Annotated in this window: 24 protein-coding genes and 1 other RNA gene; 12 read left to right on the forward strand and 13 right to left on the reverse strand. The window is 65.2% G+C overall.

Annotated elements, in window-relative coordinates:
* Positions 1-32 precede the first annotated feature (32 nt).
* Positions 33-965 carry a DMT family transporter gene (locus tag U1R88_RS24075; RefSeq protein ID WP_322433534.1) on the reverse strand — a complete coding sequence of 311 codons (933 nt, stop codon included), beginning with the start codon at positions 963-965 and terminating at the stop codon, positions 33-35.
* 89 nt (positions 966-1,054) lie between these two features.
* Between U1R88_RS24075 and U1R88_RS24080 the strand changes: the two genes are divergently transcribed.
* The 4 genes from U1R88_RS24080 to U1R88_RS24095 all read left to right on the forward strand — a co-directional run bounded on the left by U1R88_RS24080 (position 1,055) and on the right by U1R88_RS24095 (position 4,039).
* The gene (locus U1R88_RS24080) at positions 1,055-1,828 is read left to right on the forward strand and encodes an AraC family transcriptional regulator (RefSeq protein WP_322433535.1); all 774 of its coding nucleotides are present in this window, start codon (positions 1,055-1,057) and stop codon (positions 1,826-1,828) included.
* Positions 1,829-1,909: 81 nt separating this feature from the next.
* Positions 1,910-2,956 (forward strand): aldo/keto reductase, encoded by a 1,047-nt coding sequence (locus tag U1R88_RS24085; protein ID WP_322433536.1) that lies wholly within the window; start codon positions 1,910-1,912, stop codon positions 2,954-2,956.
* Positions 2,957-3,107: 151 nt separating this feature from the next.
* Positions 3,108-3,665, forward strand: coding sequence for an RNA 2',3'-cyclic phosphodiesterase (thpR, locus tag U1R88_RS24090; RefSeq protein ID WP_322433537.1), 558 nt, complete (start codon positions 3,108-3,110; stop codon positions 3,663-3,665).
* Positions 3,666-3,733: 68 nt separating this feature from the next.
* Positions 3,734-4,039, forward strand: coding sequence for a 4a-hydroxytetrahydrobiopterin dehydratase (locus tag U1R88_RS24095; RefSeq protein ID WP_068284152.1), 306 nt, complete (start codon positions 3,734-3,736; stop codon positions 4,037-4,039).
* A 43-nt stretch (positions 4,040-4,082) separates the two neighbouring features.
* Here U1R88_RS24095 and U1R88_RS24100 read toward each other — a convergent pair whose 3' ends face one another.
* The 4 genes from U1R88_RS24100 to U1R88_RS24115 form a co-directional block, all read right to left on the reverse strand.
* The gene (locus U1R88_RS24100) at positions 4,083-4,547 is read right to left on the reverse strand and encodes a GNAT family N-acetyltransferase (protein WP_322433538.1); all 465 of its coding nucleotides are present in this window, start codon (positions 4,545-4,547) and stop codon (positions 4,083-4,085) included.
* Positions 4,548-4,601: 54 nt separating this feature from the next.
* Complete coding sequence (locus U1R88_RS24105; protein ID WP_322433539.1) at positions 4,602-5,765, reverse strand: extracellular solute-binding protein; 1,164 nt, start codon at positions 5,763-5,765, stop codon at positions 4,602-4,604.
* Between the two features lie 14 nt (positions 5,766-5,779).
* Positions 5,780-6,451, reverse strand: a complete 672-nt coding sequence (locus U1R88_RS24110) for an alpha/beta hydrolase (RefSeq protein WP_322433540.1) — start codon at positions 6,449-6,451, stop codon at positions 5,780-5,782.
* 67 nt (positions 6,452-6,518) lie between these two features.
* Positions 6,519-7,163 (reverse strand): DNA-3-methyladenine glycosylase family protein, encoded by a 645-nt coding sequence (locus U1R88_RS24115; protein WP_322433541.1) that lies wholly within the window; start codon positions 7,161-7,163, stop codon positions 6,519-6,521.
* On the opposite strand from U1R88_RS24115, the gene gluQRS reads away from it, so the two are divergent.
* The gene (gluQRS, locus tag U1R88_RS24120) at positions 7,162-8,064 is read left to right on the forward strand and encodes a tRNA glutamyl-Q(34) synthetase GluQRS (RefSeq protein WP_322433542.1); all 903 of its coding nucleotides are present in this window, start codon (positions 7,162-7,164) and stop codon (positions 8,062-8,064) included. The genes U1R88_RS24115 and gluQRS overlap by 2 nt on opposite strands.
* 86 nt (positions 8,065-8,150) lie before the next feature.
* Here the strand turns inward: gluQRS and U1R88_RS24125 are convergent, their stop codons facing one another.
* Together U1R88_RS24125 and U1R88_RS24130 are read right to left on the reverse strand one after the other, a co-directional pair.
* Positions 8,151-8,606 carry an NfeD family protein gene (locus U1R88_RS24125; RefSeq protein WP_322433543.1) on the reverse strand — a complete coding sequence of 152 codons (456 nt, stop codon included), beginning with the start codon at positions 8,604-8,606 and terminating at the stop codon, positions 8,151-8,153.
* Between the two features lie 13 nt (positions 8,607-8,619).
* A complete protein-coding gene (locus tag U1R88_RS24130; RefSeq protein WP_068284168.1) occupies positions 8,620-9,594 on the reverse strand; it encodes an SPFH domain-containing protein in 975 nt (324 codons plus the stop codon).
* A gap of 230 nt (positions 9,595-9,824) precedes the next feature.
* On the opposite strand from U1R88_RS24130, the gene metX reads away from it, so the two are divergent.
* Positions 9,825-11,012, forward strand: a complete 1,188-nt coding sequence (metX, locus tag U1R88_RS24135; RefSeq protein WP_322433544.1) for a homoserine O-acetyltransferase MetX — start codon at positions 9,825-9,827, stop codon at positions 11,010-11,012.
* Between the two features lie 29 nt (positions 11,013-11,041).
* Positions 11,042-11,677 carry a methionine biosynthesis protein MetW gene (gene metW, locus U1R88_RS24140; RefSeq protein ID WP_322433643.1) on the forward strand — a complete coding sequence of 212 codons (636 nt, stop codon included), beginning with the start codon at positions 11,042-11,044 and terminating at the stop codon, positions 11,675-11,677.
* Between the two features lie 141 nt (positions 11,678-11,818).
* Here metW and U1R88_RS24145 read toward each other — a convergent pair whose 3' ends face one another.
* Both U1R88_RS24145 and U1R88_RS24150 read right to left on the reverse strand, forming a co-directional pair.
* Positions 11,819-12,589 carry a methyltransferase domain-containing protein gene (locus U1R88_RS24145; RefSeq protein WP_322433545.1) on the reverse strand — a complete coding sequence of 257 codons (771 nt, stop codon included), beginning with the start codon at positions 12,587-12,589 and terminating at the stop codon, positions 11,819-11,821.
* 190 nt (positions 12,590-12,779) lie between these two features.
* A complete protein-coding gene (locus U1R88_RS24150; protein ID WP_322433546.1) occupies positions 12,780-14,324 on the reverse strand; it encodes a L,D-transpeptidase family protein in 1,545 nt (514 codons plus the stop codon).
* 504 nt (positions 14,325-14,828) lie between these two features.
* Here U1R88_RS24150 and U1R88_RS24155 point away from each other — a divergent pair.
* The 4 genes from U1R88_RS24155 to U1R88_RS24170 all read left to right on the forward strand — a co-directional run bounded on the left by U1R88_RS24155 (position 14,829) and on the right by U1R88_RS24170 (position 19,195).
* Positions 14,829-16,601: an alkaline phosphatase gene (locus tag U1R88_RS24155; RefSeq protein WP_322433547.1), complete on the forward strand. Its 1,773-nt coding sequence runs from the start codon at positions 14,829-14,831 to the stop codon at positions 16,599-16,601.
* Positions 16,602-16,762: 161 nt separating this feature from the next.
* Entirely contained in the window at positions 16,763-17,212 is a 450-nt protein-coding gene (locus U1R88_RS24160; RefSeq protein WP_322433548.1) for a hypothetical protein, read from the forward strand.
* A gap of 4 nt (positions 17,213-17,216) precedes the next feature.
* A complete protein-coding gene (locus tag U1R88_RS24165) occupies positions 17,217-17,906 on the forward strand; it encodes an ABC transporter ATP-binding protein (RefSeq protein WP_322433644.1) in 690 nt (229 codons plus the stop codon).
* The gene (locus U1R88_RS24170; RefSeq protein WP_322433549.1) at positions 17,903-19,195 is read left to right on the forward strand and encodes an ABC transporter permease; all 1,293 of its coding nucleotides are present in this window, start codon (positions 17,903-17,905) and stop codon (positions 19,193-19,195) included. Before U1R88_RS24165 ends, U1R88_RS24170 begins: the two co-directional genes overlap by 4 nt.
* 123 nt (positions 19,196-19,318) lie before the next feature.
* Here U1R88_RS24170 and U1R88_RS24175 read toward each other — a convergent pair whose 3' ends face one another.
* The 4 genes from U1R88_RS24175 to U1R88_RS24190 form a co-directional block, all read right to left on the reverse strand.
* Positions 19,319-20,272, reverse strand: coding sequence for an acetyl-CoA carboxylase carboxyltransferase subunit alpha (locus tag U1R88_RS24175; RefSeq protein WP_322433550.1), 954 nt, complete (start codon positions 20,270-20,272; stop codon positions 19,319-19,321).
* 135 nt (positions 20,273-20,407) lie between these two features.
* Positions 20,408-21,196, reverse strand: coding sequence for an SDR family NAD(P)-dependent oxidoreductase (locus U1R88_RS24180; RefSeq protein ID WP_322433551.1), 789 nt, complete (start codon positions 21,194-21,196; stop codon positions 20,408-20,410).
* Positions 21,193-21,681 carry a tellurite resistance TerB family protein gene (locus tag U1R88_RS24185; protein WP_322433552.1) on the reverse strand — a complete coding sequence of 163 codons (489 nt, stop codon included), beginning with the start codon at positions 21,679-21,681 and terminating at the stop codon, positions 21,193-21,195. Before U1R88_RS24185 ends, U1R88_RS24180 begins: the two co-directional genes overlap by 4 nt.
* A gap of 296 nt (positions 21,682-21,977) precedes the next feature.
* On the reverse strand, positions 21,978-23,036 hold the full coding sequence (locus tag U1R88_RS24190) for a DUF4167 domain-containing protein (protein ID WP_322433553.1): 1,059 nt from the start codon (positions 23,034-23,036) through the stop codon (positions 21,978-21,980).
* A gap of 491 nt (positions 23,037-23,527) precedes the next feature.
* On the opposite strand from U1R88_RS24190, the gene ffs reads away from it, so the two are divergent.
* Positions 23,528-23,625, forward strand: an RNA gene (ffs, locus tag U1R88_RS24195) — signal recognition particle sRNA small type.
* The last annotated feature ends 41 nt before the right edge of the window (positions 23,626-23,666 follow it).

Genomic DNA, 23,666 nt, shown 5'->3' on the forward strand with positions numbered 1-23,666 from the left:
GCCTGCACGGAACATGACCCTTAGGGTCTGCGTCACTCCGACAGTTCGACCGCCACCGGCCGCCCCAACGGCCGTTTCAGCATCTGCGCCGCAATCACGCCGGCCAGCACCAGCCCACCTCCGATGACGTGGTAGGAGCGGATCGGCTCGCCCAGCATGACGATGGCGGCGAGTGCCGTGAACACCGGCAGGAGGTTGAGGAAGATGGCGCAGCGGCTGGGGCCGAGCTGCTCGACGCCACGGATCCACAGCACCGGCAGCACCACCGAGGCGGCACAGCCGGCATAGGCGATCAGCGGCAGGGTTTCCGTGTTCAGCGCCCGCAGTGGCGCCGGCGTCGCCAGCAAGGCCGGGAACATCACCGCCAGAGAGCACAGAGCCTGCATGTAGGTCGACTGCCAGCCCGAGACCGGCAGGTTCCAGCGCTTGAGCAGCACCGAATAGAGGGCATAGACGAAGCCCGCCAGCAGCATCAGGGCGTCGCCGGGATGCACGCCATCCCGGGCAAGGCTGCCGAGATCGCCGGCGCTGACGAGATAGACGATGCCGACGATCGAGAGGATGCCGCCGCCGACCATGCCGATCGTCGGCCGCTCGCCCAGCATCACCGCGCTCAGGGCCACCGTCAGCAAAGGCGACAATGCGGTGAACACCGCCATGTTGGTCGCCGTGGTCGACCCGGCGGCGAGGTAGGACAGGCTCTGGAACAGGCACATGGCCAGGAAGCCGAGCACGGCGAACTCGCCGAGATGACGCCACAGGACGGCACGGTTGCGCCAGGCCGGCAGGCCGACGAAGAGGGTCATCAGGCCGATCGCCAGGACGAGGCGATAGAAGGTGATGGCCTGCGGCCCGATCGCATGGGCCGACAGCCTCGAGACGATGACGTTGCCGGCCCACAGGACGATGGCAAAGAAGGGATAGAGCAAGGCGAAGGGTTTGGAGGAAGGGGGTTTGGAAGACATGGCGCACCCGTGGAATGGAGGGGCGGAAACTGCCTCTTTTCACCGCGTCCGTCTCACGCTAATCTAACATCGACTATCGTGATTGGGACATGCTGGACGACCACACCACCCGCCACCTCGCTTTCCACGACACCGAACGTGCCGTCGTGGCGATGGAGATCGACTATCCCGACGGCTCCGACACCGGCTGGCATGCCCATCCGCGCGCGCAGCTGCTTTATGCCATCCAGGGCGTGATGATCGTGCGCTCGCAGGCCGGCAGCTGGGTGGTGCCGCCCAACCGGGCCGTCTGGCTGGTTGGCGGCCTGGAGCACGAAGTGCACATGTGCGGCGAGGTCAAGATCCGCACCGTTTTCATCGATCCCACGGTCTCCGCAGCCCTGCCCAGCGACAATTGCGTGATCGCCGTCTCGCCCCTGCTGCGCGAGCTGATCGTTGCGGCAGTCGCCATTCCGCTCGATCATCCCGCCAGCGGCCGTGATGAGAGGCTGGTGCAGCTGCTGCTCGACGAGCTCAGACTTCTCGATGTCCTGCCGCTTCATCTGCCGATGCCGAGGGATGTCCGCCTGCGCACCGTCTGCCGACATCTGATCGCCCATCCCGAAAACGAGGAAACGGCGCAGGACTGGGCGGCGCGCCTCGGTATCACCGCCAAGACGGTGCACCGGCTGTTCGCCAGCCAGACGGGGCTCACCTTCGGCCAATGGCGCCAGCAGGCCCGGCTGCTCTTCGCCCTGGAGCGCCTGGCTGCCGGTGCCCGCATCATCGATGTCGCCTATGACAGCGGCTATGCCAGCCAGAGCGCCTTCACGGCGATGTTCCGGCGGCATTTCGGCATGCCCCCCAGCGAGTTCTATCGGTGAGGCATTCCCGAGAGCCGCGGGGCTTGCCAACGCCGCCTTCCTTGCTTCAAACAGGCGTCCTCCCTTTTCCGGATTCCTTTCATGAAATTTCATAAGCTCGGCCGCACCGGCCAGGACGTTTCCGTGATTTGCCTGGGCACCATGACCTGGGGCGAGCAGAACAGCGAGGCCGATGGCTTCGCCCAGATGGATTATGCCCTCGAGCAGGGCGTCAATTTCTTCGACACCGCCGAAATGTATGCGGTTCCCCCACGGGCGGAGACTGCCGGCTCGACCGAACGCATCATCGGTAACTGGTTCAAGGCACGCGGCAGCCGCGACAAGGTGATCCTTGCCAGCAAGGTCGCCGGCGCTGGCACCTCGGTCTGGCTGCGCGACGCCCAGGAGCCGACACGGCTCAACCGCGCCCAGATGACCGAGGCGCTCGACAAGAGCCTCAAGCGCCTCCAGACCGACCATATCGACCTCTACCAGCTCCACTGGCCCGAGCGCTCGATGCCCTGGGGCTCCAACCCCACGGCCTTTCGCACCAGCCCCAGCGATGAGACCACGTCGATCGCCGAACAGCTCGACGTGCTCGACGGCTTCGTGAAGGCCGGCAAGGTTCGCTGGATCGGCCTTTCCAACGAAAGCGCCTGGGGTGCGATGCGCTTTCTCACCGAAAGCGAGACGCGCGGCCTGGCGCGCATGCACTCGATCCAGAACGCCTATTCGCTGGTCAATCGCACCTTCGAAACTGCGCTGGCCGAGGTCGCTATGCGCGAGCAGCTCGGGCTGCTCGCCTATTCCGCTTTGGCCCAGGGCTACCTGACCGGAAAATACCGCGACGGCGCCCTGCCGGCCGGTTCGCGCAAGGCCCTGTTCAACCGGCTGCAGCGCTATGAGAAGCCCGGCTCCGACACCGCTTTCAACGCCTATCTCGACCTCGCCCGCGAGCATGGCCTCGATCCGGCCCAGATGGCGCTGGCCTTCGTCAACACCAGGCCCTTCACCACCGCCACCATCATCGGGGCGACCACCATGGCACAGCTCAAAACCGCCATCGGCTCGATCGACATCGCCATTCCGGCTGAACTCGAGGCGCGTATCGACGCCATTCACCAGCTGCACATGAACCCGGCACCGTGAAGATGCGGCGGGCCAGCCGCCAGCGCTGGCTTGGTTCGTTTTCCGCAGAAAAAAACAGGATGCCGAGGGTGCGCGACGGTTTGCGCTTTCCCCTCGGCGGTAAAACTCTCTAGGATTGAATCTCCGACGATAACTATACGGCGTTCGTGCCATGCCGCGTCTGTTTACCGCTCTGGAAGTTCCTCCCCTCATCGGCATGAAGTTGTCGACGCTCCGCGGTGGCCTGCCCGGCGCCCGCTGGATCGACGTCGAGAACTATCACATCACCCTGTCCTTCATCGGCGACATCGATGACGGACTGGCGCGCGATGTCGCCGAAGCCCTCGACGGCATTCGCCGCCCCATTGTCGACATCGTCGTCGACGGGCTGGATGCCTTCGGCGGCAGCAGGCCGAAATCGGTCTATGCCAGGGTGCTGCCCAACCCGGCCCTGATGGAATTGCAGGCCGTGCAGGAACGCCTGCTCCGCCGCCTCGGCGTGCCGATCGAGAACCGGCAGTATACGCCGCACATCACCCTGGCGCGGCTACGCAGCGAAGCCACGGCACGCCTCACCGCCGACTGGCTTGCCCTAAGGGGCGGAGGCCGTCTCAGCTTCACCGCCGAGCGCTTCGTGCTCTACTCCTCGCGCGATTCGGTCGGCGGCGGCCCCTATATCGTCGAAGAGGCCTATGAATTGCAGCACCGCGAAGAAGCCGCGCTGCGCTGACGTCGTCCTTGCCGCCTGCGCAGCGGCGTCCTCACCGCCACAGCTCAAACGCATCGAAGGAGGCTGGCATGCCCCAGGCGAAACTGAACGAGGACGAACGCCGATCCGCCTTGGCCGAACTCTCGAACTGGGCACCGACGCCGGGCCGGGATGCGATCCGCCGCGTTTTCGTCTTCCGCAATTTCAGCGAAGCCTTCGGCTTCATGGCACGGGCCGCCCTCACCGCCGAAAAGCTCAACCATCACCCCGAATGGTCGAATGTCTACAAGACCGTCGACGTCACCCTCTCCACCCATGACGTCGACGGGCTGACAGAGCTCGACCTCAAGCTCGCCAGGAGCATGGACAAGATCGCCGCAACGGTGGGGGTGTAATACCGGCGACGCCCAACGACGGATCGCCAGCTTGAGTCTGAATTCACAGCGAGACCAAGTGCCGTTCCATGATGATCGTGCGTTCATCATCGTGATAACTGTCTCGCACGGCGGTAAATCCCAGCTTGCTGTAGAACCGCTCAGCCGTCACGGTTGAGGGGACCCGCAATATCGCAAGACCTGCGTGCCGCGCCAGATCTTCGATCTCGGTCATGAGGCGTCGCCCGACGCCGTTGCCCTGAGCATCGGGGGCGACAAACACTGTGCGAACCCACTCTCCCTCCAGGCTCGCAGTGCCGATGACACGCTGGCCGGCAAGAGCAACGAGGACTTTGCGAGTCCGGATCAGTTCTACCACCCGCGGGGGCGTGAAGTTCTCTCCGACGCGAGCAATGATTTCGGGCGTATAATCGCGCGCGTTGGTTTCACGAAGAGCGGCCAGTATGACTTCACTGATCGCCGGCGCGTCATCCGGGCCGGCGTGACGGATATCACAATCGAGTGGCATAGCCTTACATTATGATGCTGCTTGCGCCATTCCAAGCAGCAGCTCGGCCACCTCTTACGCCGCCTGCCATTTCTGAGCGTATTCGCTGCGCAATGCGACGAACCAGGGCGGCTGGGCCGGCCACCACCAGATCTTCGACAGGGCATCGTCGGGATAGGCCGCCCCAAGGAAATCCCGCAGCTTGGGATCGAGCCGGTCGAAGGCCCCCCGCGCCACCGGATTGGCGGAGAAAGCCGTGGCATAGGCGGCCGACGCCTCCGGCGTCACGATGAAGCGAGCCCATTCATGCGCCTGTTCGGCATTGCGGGCATTCTTGAGCAGGCCATAGCCCTGCAGCCAGCCGAAGGCGCCCTCCTTGGGTGCCACGAAGCCGATATTGTCGCCAGCCAGCACCTGCGCCGTGGTGTCCCAGGTCAGCCCCAGCGTGCACCCCTTGCCGCGGAAGGCCGTGAGCGCATCGTTCTCGCTGCTCCAGAACTGGCCGATCATCGCCTTGCGCCTGGTCGCCTCCGCCAATGCCAGGTCCCAGAGCTGGCGCATGGTGGCTTCGTCCCTGTAGCCGTCGAGCCAAGGCTTCGGCAGTTTGCCCTCGGCTTCCAGCACCCGGCCCATCGCCGCCAGGCCCGTCGATGGTCTGATCGCAACCTTGCCGCGGTATCTGTCATCGAAGAGCACGGCAAGGGAGGCGGTGCCATGGGCCTGCGGTGCCGCCTGGCGCGCATAGGCCAGCGCCTCCGCCCCCCAGACCACCGGCAGGAGGTAGCGCCGGCCCTTATGCATGGCCGAGCCGGTCAGGAAGGCTTTTTCATAGAGATCGAGGCCGACATTGCCATCGTCCCAGGGCTGCAGCAGGTCCGCCTGCAGCCATTCCGGCAGGCGGTCGATCGAAGGCTCCACGATGTCGGCGCCCACACCCTGGGCGGCGATGCGCGCCTGCGCCAGCATCGCCTCCTGGTCGGGCTGCTCGACGAAATTGACGGTGATGCCGGTCTTTTCGGTGAAGGTGCGGAACAGGGCGCTGAAATCATAACCCGACCAGCCCAGATAATTCAGTTCCCCGGAGGAGGAGAGAGCTCGGCTGACTATGGCCGGCGAAGCCAGCGTGCCTAGGCCGAGCGCCGCCACCCCGCGCAGGAAGGTGCGTCGATCGGGCCTCGAAATGTCCCTCCACCCCTTGCGGGGAAAGGCAAAACGCTCCGGTTGCGGCAATGTCGTCAAGCCGGTCCTTCCCTCTACTCCGCCCGTGCCAGTGCCTGCGCCAGGAAGGTGCCGCCAAGCCGCAGGCCCTGATTGTCGATGCCATGGCCGAGCCCGCGGCTCATATGGGCCTCGACCGGGACGGAGAGGGATTTGAGCCCTTCCTGCGAGAACTGGAGCGCGAAGGGAGGAATGACCTGGTCCTGGTCGCCATGCATCAGCAGGACGGGCGGCCTCGCCGTGATTTCCGGCGTCATCACCGTGGGCAGTTGCCCGTCCGGACAGACGAGAACACCGGAATAGCCGACGATCGCCCCCATCGCCTTGGGGCGGCGAAGTCCGACATGCAGGGCCATCATGGTGCCCTGGCTGAAGCCGACCAGGGCGAGAGCGGCCTCCTCCAGTCCTTCGCGCTTCAGCTCCTCGTCCAGGAAGGCATCGAGCACCGGGCGTGCCTTCTCCACGCCATGCCAGCGCTCATTGGGGATCTGGAAGGTCAAGGGGAACCATTGGCGCCCGAAGGGGCTTCCCGCGCAGGGCTCGGGCGCGTGGGGCGATACGAAGGCGGTATCGGGCAGGAGTTCCTGCCAGGCCCGGCCGATATCGATCAGATCATTGCCGTCGGCGCCGTAGCCATGCAGGAACACGACGAGCTGGCGGGCTTTTCCGGATTTGGCAGGCAGGCGGGGCCCGTCGAGTGTCGTCATTCTGCTCTCCTCACGTAACTCTTGGATCCACTGAACACCCTTGCGTGACGAAAATACGTCGCGCCGTCTACTCCAAGGCAACGCCCGCCCGGTTCTTCATCCTGGCGTAATAGGCAAAGAGCAGGCGAGCGGCAACACTGCGCCAGGGGCGCCAGGCTTCGGCGATGCCGGCAAGCTCTGCCGCATCCGGGCGTTTTTCGAGCTCGAGCAGCATGCGCGCCGCTTCCTGCAAGGCAAGATCGCCCGAGGCGAAGGCATCGCCATGGCCGAGGCAGAACATCAGATAGATGTCGGCCGTCCAGGGACCGATGCCCTTGACCCTGGTGAGTTCGAGGCGGGCCGCATCGGCGCTGAGCGCCGCCAGGGCATCGAGATCGAGCCCCTCCAGCATTGCCTGGCCGACAGCCCTGAGGGTACGGATCTTCGGCATGGACAGGCCACCGGCACGAAAATCCGCCTCGGGAGCGCCGACCAGCCTCTCGGGCGTGAAGGGATCGAACACCGCCTTGGTGCGTGCCCAGATCGCCCGGGCGCTGGCGACGGAGACCTGCTGGGACACGATGATCCAGGCGAGTCCCTCCAGACCGCCCTCGCTGCGGCGCAAGGGCGGCTCACCGCACAGGTCATGGATGGCAGCCAGCCTGGGATCGAGCGCACGCAAGGCCTCGACTCCGGCGAGGATTTCGGTGCGCGAGCGGATGATCACGGTCATGCCCGTGTGTTACACCACGAGCGTGACAAATCAATCGATCCGTCCCGTCCTGCGCTTCGCCCCCAGCCCGACCGGCCACCTCCATCTCGGCCATGCGCTTTCGGCCTTCGAGAACGAGCGCTGGGCCGAAGCGACCGGCGGGCGTCTGCTGCTGCGCATCGAGGACATCGACACTACGCGCTGCCGCCCGGAATTCGTCGCCGCCCTGCTGGAGGATCTCGCCTGGCTGGACCTGCCCTTCGAACCATCGCCGAGGCGCCAGTCCGAACACTTCTCCGATTATCGCCAGGCGCTCGATCGTCTCGCCGCCATGGGGCTGCTCTACCGTTCCTACGCCTCGCGGGCGGAGATTGCCGCGGCCGTCCGTCTGCCCAGCCACCCACGCGATCCTGACGGGACGCCGCTTTATCCGCGCGCCGCGCTCGCCGCCACGGACGATCCAGCGAGGAGAGATCCGGCCGAACCCTTCGCCCTCCGGCTCGACATGTCGGCGGCCTTGGCAAAGGCTGCGGCGCTGGCGCCTGTCCTGGTCTGGCGGGAGCAGGCAGCGCCCCGAGGCGCGGGCTCCGAGGCGATTCCTGCCGCTCCGGAACGCTGGGGCGACGTCGTGCTGGCACGCAAGGAATTTCCGGCGAGCTATCACCTGGCCGTGGTGGTCGATGATGCCCTGCAGGGCATCACGCATGTCGTGCGCGGCCGGGATCTCTACCAGGCCACCGGCCTGCACCGCCTGCTGCAGGCCCTGCTCGGCCAGCCCGAGCCGATCTACCGTCATCATGGCCTGCTTCTCGGCCCCGACGGCGAGAAACTGTCGAAGTCCGCCCGTTCCACCAGCCTGCGGGCTCTCAGGGCGGATGGAGTGACGCCGGCGGACATCAAGGGGATGGCGGTGATGGGCTGAGGGCGCGGGGTAGGCGGAGCGCGTGATCGACGGGCGCTGATTTGAGCGCGGATTATACCGCACCAAAATCTACCCCGATTCCGTCCTCACGCCTGCCTCGCCACTTCTTCCACGGCCAGCCATCCGCCCTCGACGCGCACCACCCTGATGCGTGCACCGGTGCCTGCGTCAGCTCCCCGGACCTGCCACACCGTGTCGCCGACCCGGATCCGCCCCTCGCCGTTGATGATCGGCTCGGCCAGGGTGAAACTCTGGCCGACGAGTGCATCGGCCCGGCGATTGAGGAAAGGCTGTTCCTTGTCGGATGCATCGGCCCGGCGGGCGAAATGCCGGCCGATCCAGGCGAAGACCACGCCGAGAGCTGCGAACAGCAGCAGGGCCAGCGGCCAGCTCAATGGCAGGAAGAGGCTGATCACACCAACAGCCGCGGCGGCGAGACCGAGCCAGATCATGAAGGCTCCGGGCAGGAACACCTCCAGGCCGATCAGCACGGCAGCCAGCACGAACCATCCCCAGACATTGATGGACGCAAGTTCGGTCATGGACGGCTCCGTCTCAATCCTGGCCGGTACGCGGCACGCCAGAGCGCTTGGCCGGCAAGGCTGCGTCCCCGAAAGTGGCCTTGGCGATCTCGCCGATGCCCGCGAGCGAACCGATCAAGGCCGTCGCCTCCATCGGCAGTACCATCACTTTCTGGTTCGGTGCCGTCGCCATCGCCTGCATGGCCTTCACATATTTGTCGGCGATGAAGTAGTTGAGCGCGGCGACATTGCCGTGTGACAGGGCCTCGGAGACCACCTGCGTCGCCGCGGCTTCGGCCTGGGCCGCGCGCTCTCGCGCCTCGGCATCACGGAAGGCGGCTTCCTTGCGCCCCTCGGCCTCCAGCACCTGGGCCTGCTTGCGGCCATCGGCCCGCAGGATCTCCGCGCGCTGCTGGCCCTCGGCCTCGAGGATGACCGCCCGCTTCTCCCGCTCGGCCTTCATCTGGCGTCCCATCGAGGCGATCAGGTCGGCCGGCGGCACGATATCCTTGATCTCGATGCGGGTGACCTTGATGCCCCAGCTGGTCGCCGCCGCGTCGACCACAGTCAGGAGGCGATTGTTGATCTCGTCGCGATGGGAAAGCAGCTGGTCGAGATCCATCGAGCCCATCACCGTGCGAATATTGGTCATCAGCAGGTTGAGGATGGCGCTGTTGAGATTGGCGACCTCGTAGGCAGCCCTGGCGGCATCGATCACCTGGAAGAAGGCGACGCCGTCCACCGCCACCGAAGCGTTGTCGCGGGTGATGATTTCCTGGGTCGGGACATCCAGCACCTGCTCCATCATGTTCATGCGCACACCGATGCGATGGAAAATCGGTGGCACGATGTTGAGGCCGGGCTGGATGGTATAGGCGTAACGGCGAAAACGCTCGACCGTGTAGTTATATCCTTGCGGTACGGTCTTCACCATCTTCATCAGGAAGAACAGCAGGACAATGGCCAAGACGATGACGGCTGTCGTTGCGGTGAGCGGAATATCGGGCATGGCGTTTTCCAGGTCGGACCAGATCTCACCATGTCTAACGATGACCACGAGTGCTGCAAAGCGCTCTCGCGAACTCGTGCAACCGGAAGATGCGAAAACGCACGAGCGCCGCCATCCGCAATGCCATTGCACTTGCTTCGGCGCGTGATATTAGGATGTATCGAACGAAACGTTCGGCAAATCGAACGAACTTGTCGAGCGACCTTGGGCGACGGGGGAAATGCAGACGCATGTCGGAAGGTGAGCAGCTACGGGCGAGCTTCCCGGAACTGGCCCGCAAGCAGGCAGACCAGCCCGATGACAGCCTGCTCGTCGATTTCGGCCCGGAACGGCCGCTTCGCCTCGACAGCGGCATCGATTTCGCGCCGCTGCGCATCGCCTATACCACGGCGGGCACGCTCAATTCAGCCAGATCCAACGCCGTGCTGGTCTGCCACGCGCTCACCGGCGACCAGCATGTCGCCAGTATCCACCCGGTGACCGGGCGTGCCGGCTGGTGGGACACCCTGGTCGGGCCGGGCAAGCCGATCGACACCGAGCGTTTCTTCGTGATCTGCCCCAATGTGATCGGCAGTTGCATGGGCTCTTCCGGTCCGGCCTCGACCAATCCGGCAACCGGCCAGCCCTATGGCCTCGACTTTCCGGTGGTGACCATCGCCGACATGGTGCGGGCACAGGCCATGCTACTCGACCATCTCGGCATCGAGAGCCTGTTCGCCGTGCTTGGCGGCTCGATGGGCGGCATGCTGGTGCTGCAATGGGCAGTCGCCTATCCCGACCGCGTCTTCTCGGCGCTGTGCATCGCCAGCGCCGCCCGCCACACTGCCCAGAACATCGCCTTCAACGAGGTCGGCCGGCAGGCGATCATGGCCGATCCCGATTGGCGCGGCGGCCATTATCTCGAGGCAGGCACCCGCCCGGCCAAGGGCCTCGGTGTCGCCCGCATGGCGGCCCACATCACCTATCTCTCCGAGGACGCGCTGCAGCGCAAATTCGGCCGCAACCTGCAGGACCGCGCGGCGCGCACCTTCACCTTCGACGCCGATTTCCAGATCGAAAGCTATCTGCGCTACCAGGGACTGAGCTTCGTCGAGCGTTTCGACGCCAATTCCTATCTCTATGTCACCCGCGCGATGGATTATTTCGACCTCGCCGCCGAGCATGGCGGCTCCCTCGCCTCAGCCTTCAAGGGCACGCATACCCGCTTTTGCGTGGCATCCTTCACCTCAGACTGGCTCTTCCCCACCAGCGCCTCGCGCCAGATCATGCATGCGCTCAACGCCGCCGGCGCGCGCGTCTCCTTCGTCGAGATCGAGACCGACAAGGGCCACGATGCCTTCCTGCTCGACATTCCCGAGCTGTTCGACATGGTGCGCGGCTTCGTCGGCGCCGCCGCCCGCGAGCGAGGCGTGGCATGAACGGGTTCCGCCCGCGCGACACCAGGACGATGACGGCCCAGCGCAGCGCCACGGCCGCGCCGGGCAGCCGCCTCGATTTCCTGCAGATCCGCGACATGGTGATCCCCGGTGCCCGCGTGCTCGATGTCGGCTGCGGCGACGGCGAATTGCTGTCCCTGCTTGAGGCGACGCGCGGCGTCGATGGCCGCGGCATCGAGATCAGCCAGCTCGGCGTCAACGCCGCCGTCGGGCGCGGTCTCGCCGTGATCCAGGGCGATGCCGATTCCGACCTCTCCGACTATCCCGACGACAGCTTCGACTATGTGATCCTGTCGCAGACCCTGCAGGCAACCCGCAATCCGCGCCAGGTGGTGGAGGACATGCTGCGCATCGGCAGGCGCGCCATCGTCTCCTTCCCGAATTTCGGACATTGGCGCATCCGCAGCCAGATCATGTTCCGCGGCCGCATGCCGGTGACCGACAACCTGCCCTATGCGTGGTACGATACGCCCAACATCCATTTCTGCTCGATCCGGGACTTCGTCGAGATGGCACGCGCCCTCGATGCGGTGATCGAACGGGCCGAGGCGCTGACGCTCTCCGGCCAGCCGGTTCAAGTCAGGGCACCATGGTGGTTCTGGAACCTGTTCGGGGAACAGGCGGTATTCCTGCTACGGCGGCGCTGAGATGCTGTCTGAGGACGCTCCCCTGTCATCCCCGGCGAGGCCGAAGGCCGAGGGAAGGGGATCCAGGGGCCATAAATCGAGCCCCTTAACTCCTGGCCCCCTTCCCTCGCTACGCTCGCCGGGGATGACAGTATTTCTGATTCATTTTCGAAAAGTGGCAAGCTCACGACCGCCGGCGACCCGCCCGGCCGCCGGGCTCGGCAGCAGCACCGGCGTGAATTTCGGCGACACGGCCCGCTTGGCGCGCACGGTAATCGGGCGGAACACCTGCTTGGAGGCCTCCACGATGTGCACGCCGGCAAAGGGAGAGGCGAAGCGGGCGGCAAAACGCTCATAGGCGGGCGCTGAACGCAGCGCCCAGCCATGGAACATCGGCGGCAGATAGAGCGCTTCCGTCCAGTTCACCGGCGAGAACAGCGCGTCGCGCAGCAGGCGGGTCAATTGCGGGCGCGAGAAGGGCCGGCCATTGCCGAAGGGCGTGGCATCGGAGCGTGCCCAGACCCCGCGCCGGTTGGGGGCCACCAGCATCACCGTGCCGCCGGGCGCCAGCACCCGCCAGATCTCGCGCAGTGTATCGAGGGCGGAATCGGCCTCCTCGAGCAGATGGATGGCCAGCACCCGGTCGAGGCAGCCATCCGCCAGCGGCAATTCGGTCTCCTCGACCAGGGCGGCGGCGAGCGGGCCGTTTTCAGGCCATTCCAGCACGCCCTGCGTCGCCGGATTGAAGGAGACGACGCGCTCGGCCTCGTCGCGAAACATGGTGAGATAGGGTGCGGCAAAGCCGATGCCGGCAACGCGCTGGCCGCGAAGATCGTTCCAGCGGGCTCGGATCTTGGTGGCAATCAGGCGGCCGGCCACGATGCCCAGATTGGTCGAGTAGAAGTCGCGGAGATCGACGACATCGAGCGACATGGCATCAAGGGTCCAAACGGTGGCGGCGAGATTGATTTTGCAACGGTTGGAGACTGCCTGTCACCCGAGGTGAGGCCGAAGCCTGGATATGGGCATGACGATTAGCCCTCGGCTCTCGTCACCCCCAATGAATGAGCCCTCTCCCATGCCGGGAAAGGGCTCACGGATCAATCGATCAAGAAAGATCGGGTCAGTTGGTCGCCGTGGCGCCCTGCTCACCGCCAAGACCCAGCCAACGCTTGTAGAAAGGCTGCTCGGTCGGCGGGTTGGCGATCGCGGGCGGCAGCTCGGCCATCTGGGCGGCCGGCAACGCAGTCGCGGACATCATCGGCTTGCCCGGCGTCAGCGTCTTTGCCTTGCCCTGCTTGGGCTTGGTGTCAGGCACCGTGCCGGTCTGGATCGGGTCGACCTTGATCGCCGTCACCGGGGAAGCCGGCTGTTCGGTCGGCGCGAAGCCCAGCCAGCGCGCATAGAAGGGCTGACCGTCCGGTGCCGCCGAGGCCACCAGCTGGCTTGCCGGGGCACTGGAGGAGACCGGCGCCGCGGCCACCGCCACCGGCTTCTGCGGCATTGGAGCCGGGAACTTGCTGCCCATCAGCCGGGCATAGACGGCTTCCTGGCGCTTGGCGACAGCCTTCGGGTCCGCAGTGCCCTTGATCGGCTTGCGCGCCACGGCAGCTTCCGAATAGAGCAGGCTTTCGGCCGCGGCATAGGTCACGCGATGAGCGGCATTCGCATCCGCTTCCGTTGCCGGAGCGCCCGCGTCGTTGAGAGCGACCTCGGTCACGTCGACGCGCGAATAGCTGAAGGGCCGGTCCTTGCCGGGCACCGCCGATTGGTCGACAGCACGCGCGGTGAACACCGGGTTGGAACCACCATCCTGGTAGATGTAGTTGACGGCCTTGGTGCCGGAGGCAACCAGCGCAGTCACCTTGGCATCGTCGCCGCGCCGCTTCTCGTAGACGGCGGCCGCCACGTTCTGGCTGGCGGGAGCGATGCCGCAATCGGTACCGCCATTGCCGTTGAAGACATAACGGCCCTTGCAGACATCGACCTTGACCGTCTGCTTGGTGACCTCGAAATTATCGGTGCCTTCCTTGAGGTTCTGCCAGAAGCCGATATTGGGGTTACGGCGGTTCCGGGCCATGTTCTCGGGCGTCATGCGGAAGGGCAGCGACTGCACCTGGAACGAAGCCTGGCCGCCCTGCAGCGCCTCGCGCGCCACGGCATAGATCTCGGCCACCTGCTTGTCGGTCATGGCAAAGCAGCCGCGCGACGAGCAGGAACCGTGCACCATGATGTTGCCGCCGGCCCGGCCGAGCTGGCGATCGAAGCTGTTGGGATAGCCGATGTCGAACGACAGGTAGTATTGCGAATTCGGATTGAGGCTGCTCATGCTCACGGCATAGAAGCCTTCGGGCACCTGACGGTCGCCCTCGCTCTTCTTCGGGCCGAGCTGCCCCGACCAGCGGCAGACCGGATAGCTCTTGAGCAGGGCATAACGTCCGCTCGAGGTCTGCTTCCAGAGCTCGAGCTCGGACTCTTTCTTGTAGATGCGCACCAGGATGGGTGCGGAACGCGCCATGCCCTTGGCCTGCATTTCGGCAATCAGGGCCTGCGGCACCGGGCTAGTCGAACGAACACTTGCGCCATTCTGATTGGAACAGGCAGCCGCCAGCAAAAGAACCGGCACGGCCATTGCAATCTTGCGCATCAACTTGAAGTGAGCGGTCATGAACCAGTGAACCCGTGCAAAGTCAGTAATACAGACTAAGGGACATTTACAGTCAACGACCACTCGCCGCAAGTCATGGGCCGATCGTGGTTACGCAACAGCGTGAACGGACTCTTAACGGCACAATGCCTGATTCCACGCCCTGCCGATAGAGGCCTTCCACCGGAAACTGGCCGGGGACCCTATAGACTTCCTCGCGGCTCGACAAGCATCGGCGACGACAAATCCCGGATCGAGCAGGACAGTGGGATGCGACATGGAGTCTTCGTCGCCCCGAGTCCCAATGATCCACCCTCTAATACTGCGTGTGAAGCGGCCTGATCCTGAGCCTTCTGACTGTCATGGACCTGTCGCACGCCCTGGCTATCCCTAACGCAAAGCGCGTTCAGGGGGAACGCGCTCTCTTCCAGCTCTTTGTTTCCACGCGTCTTTGCCAATGCGGCACCTTCGCCAAACCGCAAGACGCCTGAGTGCAAAGTCTGCTCGCATCGCGAAAGGATTGCCATGCGCACGCTCCTCGCCGCTCTTGCGGTCACCACCATGCTGATCGGTCCCAGCCAGGCCGCAGGCATCTATCCGCTCGACCGTGCGACCATCCTGGCCGGCTCGCCCTTCGACTTCAAGGCCGAGTTCGCCGGCACGGTGAAGCCGGAAGATGTGCGCGTCACCGTCAACGGGCAGGACTACAAGGGTGTGTTCGGCAAGGACGTCGAGTTCGTCGCCTCCGAAAAGGGCAAGGACGACAAGGATCTCGGCTCGGCGGTGCTGCTGCGCGGTCTCACCCTCAGCGTGCCCGGCAGCTACAAGGTCGAGGTCTCGGCCAACGGGCAGAGCCGTAGCGTGACCTGGGACGTCTTCGGCACCGCTGCCGTGCCCAAGGCCAAGAACATCATCTTCCTGCTCGGCGACGGCCTGACGGTCGCCAACCGCACCGGCGCGCGCATCATGTCCAAGGGCATGACCGAGGGCAAGGCCAATGGCCGCCTCAACATGGACGACCTCGACCACATGGCCTTCATCGGAACCTCGTCGACGGACGCCATCGCCACCGACAGTGCCAACACGATGTCGGCCTACATGACCGGCCACAAGACGGCGGTGAACGCTCTCGGCGTCTATGCCGACCGCACGCCCGCCAGCCTGGACGATCCGCGTGTCGAGACCATCGCCGAGGCGTTGCGTCGCACGTCGAAGAAGTCGATCGGCGTGGTCTCCACCGCCGAGATCGAGGACGCGACCCCGGCCGCCGTGGTTTCCCATACCCGCAAGCGCGCCGACAAGGCCGAGATCGTCGGCATGTTCTACGACGTGAAGCCCGAAATCATCCTGGGCGGCGGCTCGGCCTATTTCCTGCCGAAATCGACCACCGGCTCTAAGCGCAAGGACGACAAGGACTATATCCAGCTCTTCAAGGATGCCGGCTACACGCTGGCCACCGACAAGGACAGCCTCGCCGCGGCTTCCGGCACCAATACCGGCAAGATTCTCGGCCTGTTCCATACCGGCAACATGGACGTGGCGCTCGACCGCAACCTGCTCAAGAAGGGCACGGTGGGCAAGTTCCCCAACCAGCCCGGCCTGGTCGACATGACCCAGTCGGCCCTCGACCAGCTTTCCAAGAACCCGGAAGGCTTCTTCCTGATGGTGGAAGCCGCCTCGATCGACAAGATGTCGCATGCGCAGGATGGCGAGCGCTCGCTCTATGAAACCATCGAGTTCGACAAAGCCGTCGGCGCGGCGCGCGAATTCGCCAAGACCCATCCCGACACGCTGATCGTCGTCACCGGCGACCACACCCACTCCATGTCGGTGATCGGCACCGTCGACGACAGCAAGCCCGGCACCGACATGCGCGAAAAGGTCGGCATCTATGCCGATGCCGGCTTCACCAATTACGAGGACAAGGACGGCGACGGCTATCCCGACAAGATCGACCCGAGCAAGCGCCTGGCCGTCGTCTACGGGAACTATCCCGATCACTACGAGACCTTCAGCCCGAAGCTGGACGGCCCCTATGAGCCGGCCATCCAGAACGAGAAGAAGGAATATGTCGCCAATCCCGCCTACAAGGACGTGCCCGGCGCCGTCTTCGTCCAGGGCAACATCCCGCGCAACAACGACAGCACCGCCCACGCCGTCGACGACATCGTGCTGCAAGCCACCGGCCCGGGCGCCGAAGGCTTCAAGGGCTATCTGGAAGAGAGCGACGTCTATCGCGTCCTCGCTGACGCCTTCGCGCTCGGCGCCTCCGGCGCCCAGAAGGCCCAGATGCAGTAAGTAACGACCTTCTCCGGGCGGCACGCCGCCCGGAAGACATCTTTCCTGTGATCGCAGGCGTCTGGCCTGCTCTTTCCCGTGAGGTCACCGGTTCCAAGAGCAGGCGAGACGCCTGCGATCCCAGGAGCAGAGCTGTCCCCCGCCGGTGTGAGACATATGCCATGACAACCCTGCCCCGCCGCCAGATCCTCACTTTGCTCGGGCTTTCGCCTCTTCTCCTGGCGCCGCCGGCCCTCGCTGCCCCGGCAGCGCTCGGCTTTCCCGAGCTTTACGGCAAGATCAGCGTGCTCGGCCTGGAATTCTCCGCCAAGGTCAAGGAACTCGACGGCAAGGACGTGGTGATGAGCGGCTTCATGGCCCCGCCCCTCAAGGCGGAAGCCACCTTCTTCGTACTCACCGAAATCCCGATGTCGATCTGCCCCTTCTGCTCCTCCGACTCGGACTGGCCTGACAATATCGTGGTGATCTATCTCGACGAGAAGCAGACCTTCGTGCAGCCTGGCACCCGGATAGAAGTGTCGGGACGCCTGGAGATGGGGTCCTGGACAGATCCGGAGACCGGTTTTCTCAGCCGGTTGCGCCTGCGCGATGCGCGCTACTGGGTGGTCTGATCCGGTGCTGGCGCTCGACCTCGAAGACATTGCCGTCTCCTTTCCCGGCCTCGCCGCCCCGGTGCTGCGTATCGAAAGGCTCGCCCTCACGGCGGGTAGCCAGCTTGCCGTGACCGGCCCATCAGGTTCCGGCAAAAGCACCTTCGTCAACGTCGTCACCGGTCTCGAGCGCGTCGGGCAAGGCCGGGTATGCTGGGGCGACACCGACATCGCCAGGCTGCCGGAGGGTGCCAGGGACCGCTGGCGCGGGCACAATATCGGCCTGGTCATGCAGGATTTCCATCTGTTCCCAGGCCTGTCGGCCCTGGAGAACGTGCTGTTGCCGCTGCGCCTGTCGGGGCGGGCCGGCAAGAGTACGATCGAACGCGGCCGCTCCCTGCTTGAACGGGTCGGCCTGTCCAGGCCGGATCAGGCGATCGACGGCATGTCCCGCGGCGAGATGCAGCGCGTCGCCCTCGCCAGGGCGCTGCTGCGCCGGCCGGCCGTGCTGGTGGCGGACGAGCCGACCGCGAGCCTCGACGCCGCGAGCGGCGCCGTCGTGGGCGACCTCCTCATCGAGCTCGCCGGCGCGGAAGGCTCTACGCTCATCGTCGTCTCACACGACACTGCACTCACCAGCCGGCTGGCAAGGCGGCTGACGCTCGCCGCCGGCCGCATCGCATCGGACGAGCAAATAAGGGCGCAGGCCGCATGATCCGCTTCATCCTCGCCGATCTGCGCCGCGTCTGGCCTGGCGCGCTGGCCGTGGTGCTGCTGGTGGCGCTGGCCACTGCGCTCGGCGTCGGCGTGGTGCTGCAGGAGCGGGCGATGCGCCTCGGCAGCGCCCGTGCGGCCGACAAATTCGACCTCGTCATCGGCGCCGCCGGCAGCGAGACCCAGCTGGTGCTCTCCTCCGTCTTCCTGCAGCCTTCACCCTTGCCGCTGATGCCGGCGGAGACGCTGCGCAAACTCGCCGCCGATCCGCACGTCGCCTGGGTCGCCCCGATCGGCTTCGGCGATTCCTATCAGGGCAAGCCGATCGTCGGCACTACGACAGCCCTGGTGAACGCTCTGTCCGACGGCCTTGCCGAAGGTAGAGCCTTCGCCGCCGAAGGCGAGGCGGTGGTCGGCGCTGCCTCCGGAATCCCCATCGGCACCCGCATCAAGCCCTCGCACGGCATGGCCGAGGAAGGGGGCCATGCCCATACCGAACTCGCCTACACCGTGGTGGGGCGCCTGAAGCCGAGCCATACCGCCTGGGACAAGGCAGTCCTGGTGCCGATCCAGGCCGTCTGGCATCTGCACGGGCTTGGCCATGCCGAGGAAACGGCGGATCACGATGCCCATGCCGAGCATGAGGGCCCCAAGCCCGATGGCGCCGAGCATGGCGAAGCCGGGCATGAGGAGCATGAGCATGAAGGCGCGATCGATGCGGCGGCTCCGCTCGACGAGAGCTTTGCCAACACCGCCGCCGGTGTCCCGGCCCTGCTCGTCAAGCCCCGCACGATCGCCGACGCCTACAAGTTGCGCCAGGCCTATCGCGGCGAGGGCGCACTCGCCGTCTTCCCGGCCGAGGTGCTGACGCGGCTCTACGCCACGCTCGGCGACGCCCGCACCGTGCTGGTGGCAGTGGCGGCCGGCGCCCAGTTCCTGGTGGCGGCAGCCCTGATCTTCGTGACGGTGATCCATGTCGGCCAGCGCCGGCGCCAGATCGGCGCGCTCCGGGCGCTCGGCACACCGCGCCTGACCGTTCTTAGCATCGTCTGGTCCGAACTCTTCGTCCTGCTGGCGCTCGGCATCGGAGCCGGCTTCGCGCTCGGCTATCTCGGAGCCCTGACCATATCGGGCTGGGTGACGAGCTGGAGCGGCATGGTTCTGCCGGTGGCCTTCACGCGGGCCGATCTCGGCCTGGCTGCCCTGCTGGCCGGCTTTGCCGCCCTGCTCGGCCTGGTCCCCGCCTTACTGGCCTACCGGCAATCGCCGGCAGCGGCGCTAAGGGGGTGAGGCGGAAACGCCTTGGCAACGTCATTGCGAGCGTAGCGAAGCAATCCAGGAGCGACAGCCGATATTCGTGGCCCTGGATTGCTTCGCTACGCTCGCAATGACGCGTGAATGGCCGCCCGCGCCCTACAGGCTCCGGCCGATCATCAGATATTTGTCCTGGCGCGCCCGGATCAGGGCTTCGCGGGACTGGTTGAACAGATCGCGCAGCGAATTCTGGATGAAATCGCCCGTGGTCTCGATCGCCTTCTCGGGCAGGCGATGGGCACCGCCGGTCGGCTCGGGAATGATGGCATCGATCACGCCGAACTTCAGGAGATCCTGTGCCGTGATCTTCATGTTGTTGGCGGCATCCTGTGCCTTGCTGGCTTCCCGCCAGAGGATGGAAGCCGCGCCTTCCGGCGAGATCACCGAATAGATGGAGTGCTCCAGCATCAGAACCCGGCTCGCCGCCGCTACCGCGATGGCACCGCCCGAACCGCCTTCGCCGATGACCACGGCGACGCTGGGCGAGCCCAGCCCCAGGCAGGCATCGGTCGAGCGGGCGATCGCCTCGGCCTGGCCGCGCTCTTCCGCATCGATGCCCGGATAGGCACCGGCCGTGTCGACGAAGGAAATCACCGGCAATTCGAATCGATCGGCCATTTCCATCAGGCGTACGGCCTTGCGATAGCCTTCGGGCCGTGCCATGCCGAAATTATGACGGATGCGGCTTTCGGTGTCGGAGCCCTTTTCATGGCCGAGGATGCAGACGGCCTCGCCACGGAAGCGTCCGAAACCGCCGATGATGGCTTCGTCGTCGCCGAACTTGCGGTCGCCTGCAAGCGGCGTGAAATCCTCGATCAGGGCCGCGATATAGTCATTGGCATGCGGGCGCTCGGGGTGGCGGGCCACCAGGGTCTTCTGCCAGGGCGTGAGCTGGGCATAGAGGTCGCGCAGCGCCTGGTTCGCCTTGGCCTCCAGCCGCTGGATCTCGTCCCCGATCGCCACTGCGTCACCCGACTCCCCCATCGCGCGCAGTTCCTCGACTTTGGCCTCGAGCTCGGCCACTGGTTTTTCAAAATCGAGATAGCTGCGCATGGGTGTCCAAATGACGACGAAAGGAGCCGGAAACTGGCGTCTCACGCCAGGGAAGTCAAGGAAGGGTTTCGCATATCTCCCCTTCGCACAGACCGTTCACCGCTTCATGACGAAGCGCTCCCCGGGCGAAAGGCACTATTTCTGCCGCCTCTGCCGCTGGGCGCGAGCGAGGATCGGCAGCACCATCCGCGTCGGCAGGACCGACAGGATGGCAACCATCAACCTCGGGATCATGCCCGGCACCACCACGGTACGACGTCCGAAATAGCCGGCGAGTCCGATATGGGCAACATCCTTTGCCGAAAGCGGGCGCGTGATGGCGATGACACCCGACTTGCCGACCCCCGCCCGGGCGCCGAAGCGGGTCGGCACAGGACCGGGGCAGAGAGCGCAGACACGGATGCCGCTCTCCCGTTCCTCGAAAGCCAGCGCCCGTGTCAGCGACAGCACGAAGGCCTTGCTGGCATAATAGACGGCAAGGCCAGGCCCGGGCGTGAAGCCGGCAACCGAGGCGACATTGAGCACGCCGCCCTCGTTCTCGCGGATCTCGGGCAGGAAGGCGAGCGTCAGCGCCAGCAAGGCGCGGCAATTGAGATCGACCATGCCGACCTGGCCGGATACCGGCAGATCCGCCATGTCGCCCGCCAGGCCGAAGCCGGCATTGTTGACCAGATGCCGCACGCTGAGGTCCTGGTCACGCAACACGGCCTTGACGGCCTCGGCTGCATCGGCGCGCTCGAGATCCAGGGCAGCAACCGCCACGAAGCGCCCCGTGGCTGTCGCGATCTCACTTTGGACGCGCAGCAATTCGCTCTGCGTCCGGGCGATCAGCATGAGGTCCTCACCCTGTTCGGCCAGGGCGTGGGCCAGTGCTTCGCCGATGCCGCTCGATGCGCCCGTGACCAAGGCGACCGGGCGGCTCACTCGCCGGCTTCCGGCAGGAGCACGTTGTTCTGGGCGGCGGCCTTGCTGCGGATCGTGGTGCGCGCGACTGCCGGCACGTCAAGGGCCTCGGCGACGCGCCAGACGAGATTGTCCTCGAATTCGTGCAGGACGCCATCGGCGAATACGATCTCCCACATCATTTCGACAATGCGCTGGCGCCCATCGACATTGTAGGCCCGCTTCACCACGCCGGTGAAATCGTTGAAATCGAGGGCATCGCGATTGCGCTCTCCCGCCGCCGCCAGCAGGGCACGGGTCTCGTCCTCGTCGAGCGAAAAGCGCTCCTGAAGCAGTGCGGCCACACGCGTCTTCTCGGCCGGACTCTCGACCCCGTCCACATTCATGGCATAGACGAGCAGCCCGGCGGCGGCGACACGGTGGTCGGTCTCGTCGAAGACGTAGCGTGGCCTGGCCGGGCCGCCCGGCGCAAAACTGCGTATCAACTTTTGCAAGCGAGCCAACATTGCAACATCCCGCCTCAGAACCACAACCGTGCAGACCGCGCGTTCGGGGCTGAACGCGCCTTGCCCCAACTCTTCATCTCGACGCGTCTTTGCGCTTCCCGGCGATTCCGTCAAACGGCAAAGACCGTTTCCTGCGCTGGTTCCGCCCATGCCCGCCCGGCATTACCCAGGAGGCGATAAATAGAACCTGAGTTCAATATGCGGGGGCCGTGCATGAGTTCAACCCGTCGACAATAAAAAAGCCGGCGGCCCCGCAGGGCCGCCGGCTGATCAGGTAAAACCGATCGATTTAGCGCCTATTCGCTCGCGGTTTCCGCGCTCGCCTCAGCCGTTTCACTTGCAGCGGCAGCCTTCTTCGAGACACGGCGCTTGCGCGGACGCGGAGCAGCCGCAACTTCGGCCTCCGCTTCCACCACTACGGGAGCGGCAGTGGGGGCCGCCTCTACCGGTGCGGCAACAGCCTGAACTGGCACCGGGGCAGGTGCCGGAGCTAGCGCCGGCGTGCCGGTGATGAAGGAAGGCAAGGTGGAAAGGGCATGATCGTCATGCAGATCCGGCTGGGGCTGGTCGACCGGAACCACCGGCGCCGGCTGGAACGCGCCACGTTCGCCCTGCCCGCGCTCGCTGAAGAGCGGCCCGTCGCCGGCATTGGCGCGGTCACGGAAGGGACGATCGCCACGATCGCCGAAACGGCGGTCACGACGGCCATGACGCTGATTGAAGCGCGGCTCGCCGGCTCCCTCGCCCTCGGCCGCCTGGCCATTGGCCTGTCCGTCAAACTGACGATCGCGCTGGCGATCCTCGCGGTAGGGCCGGTCCTCGCGGGACTGCCTGTCTTCGCGCGGCTGGCGTTCCTCACGCGGGCCGCGCTCGCCGTTGAAACGGTCATTGCGGTCACGGAAGCGGTGCTCACGCTCGCGATAAGGCTGGCCGCCTTCACTGCGCTCGCCGAAATTGCGGTCACGTCCCGGCTGCACCAGGCGCGGCTGCTCGTCGAAACCCTGGGAGCCGCCGAACTGATTCGCCGGCGTACCGAAGCCCTGCGGCATCGAGGGGATCGGGCCATCGAAATCGGCATCGTCACCCTCTTCCTCGTCTTCGGCACCATGGCCGAAGGTCTGGTCGCTGGTGAACTGCGGCTGGGCCGCCGCGATAATGCGGAAATAGTGCTCGGCGTGCTGCAGATAGGACTCGGCCAGGATCGGGTCGCCGGAGGATTGGGCATCGCGCGCCAGCTGAACGTATTTTTCAGCGATATGGGCGGCGGTTCCACGAACCTTCACGTCGGGGCCGTTCGACTCATAGCTCCGGCTCAGCGGGTTCGGACCCTTGCCGCCGCGTGAACGGCCACGCATACGCTTTTGCTGTCCCTGCCTCATAGATTGATCTCATTCTCCGCTATAAACATGCGCAATCTCGCGAAGCGACAGCGAACCTTCGTCATGGCCATTGCATCACATCAGTCAATGCACGGGTCAGGAAAACCATGGTTCCGCCTGCGTCGGGCGCAGCAGCACACTCCGGCAGATCGCCACCTTGGCTCTTGGTACCGGAATAGGCATTTCCATCGTTAGGGCGAACGAGCGCTTCGCTCGATGTTCGACTGAAAGTGCATCTGCACTAGAGCCGGCTCGTACTATCGACGCCAGCCCCGAACGATTTGTGTATCTCTAGATAGTCGCTCGCGCGGCAAAGTCCAAGCCCTTTTTAAAAAGCCCAAATCTTTTTTCAAAAAAATCTTGGCGCTTTTTACAGGAAATATGCCGCCCAACCGAGATTTTGCGGCCTGTGAGGTTTTTTGGCGCCTCCGCTTGTCATTCGCGCGCCGATGGCCCATATACGCGGCGGGAGGTTGGCGGTGGACGCAACACTCGCCAACCGGGTCAGGTCCGGAAGGAAGCAGCCCCAACGAGACCGCTGCGGGTCTTCGTCCAACCTCCTACCTCATGGAACGGCGGATCGTACAGGTGGCCCCTTCGAGGGAT

This window comes from Labrys sedimenti, from assembly GCF_034424805.1.
Taxonomy (GTDB): domain Bacteria; phylum Pseudomonadota; class Alphaproteobacteria; order Rhizobiales; family Labraceae; genus Labrys; species Labrys sedimenti.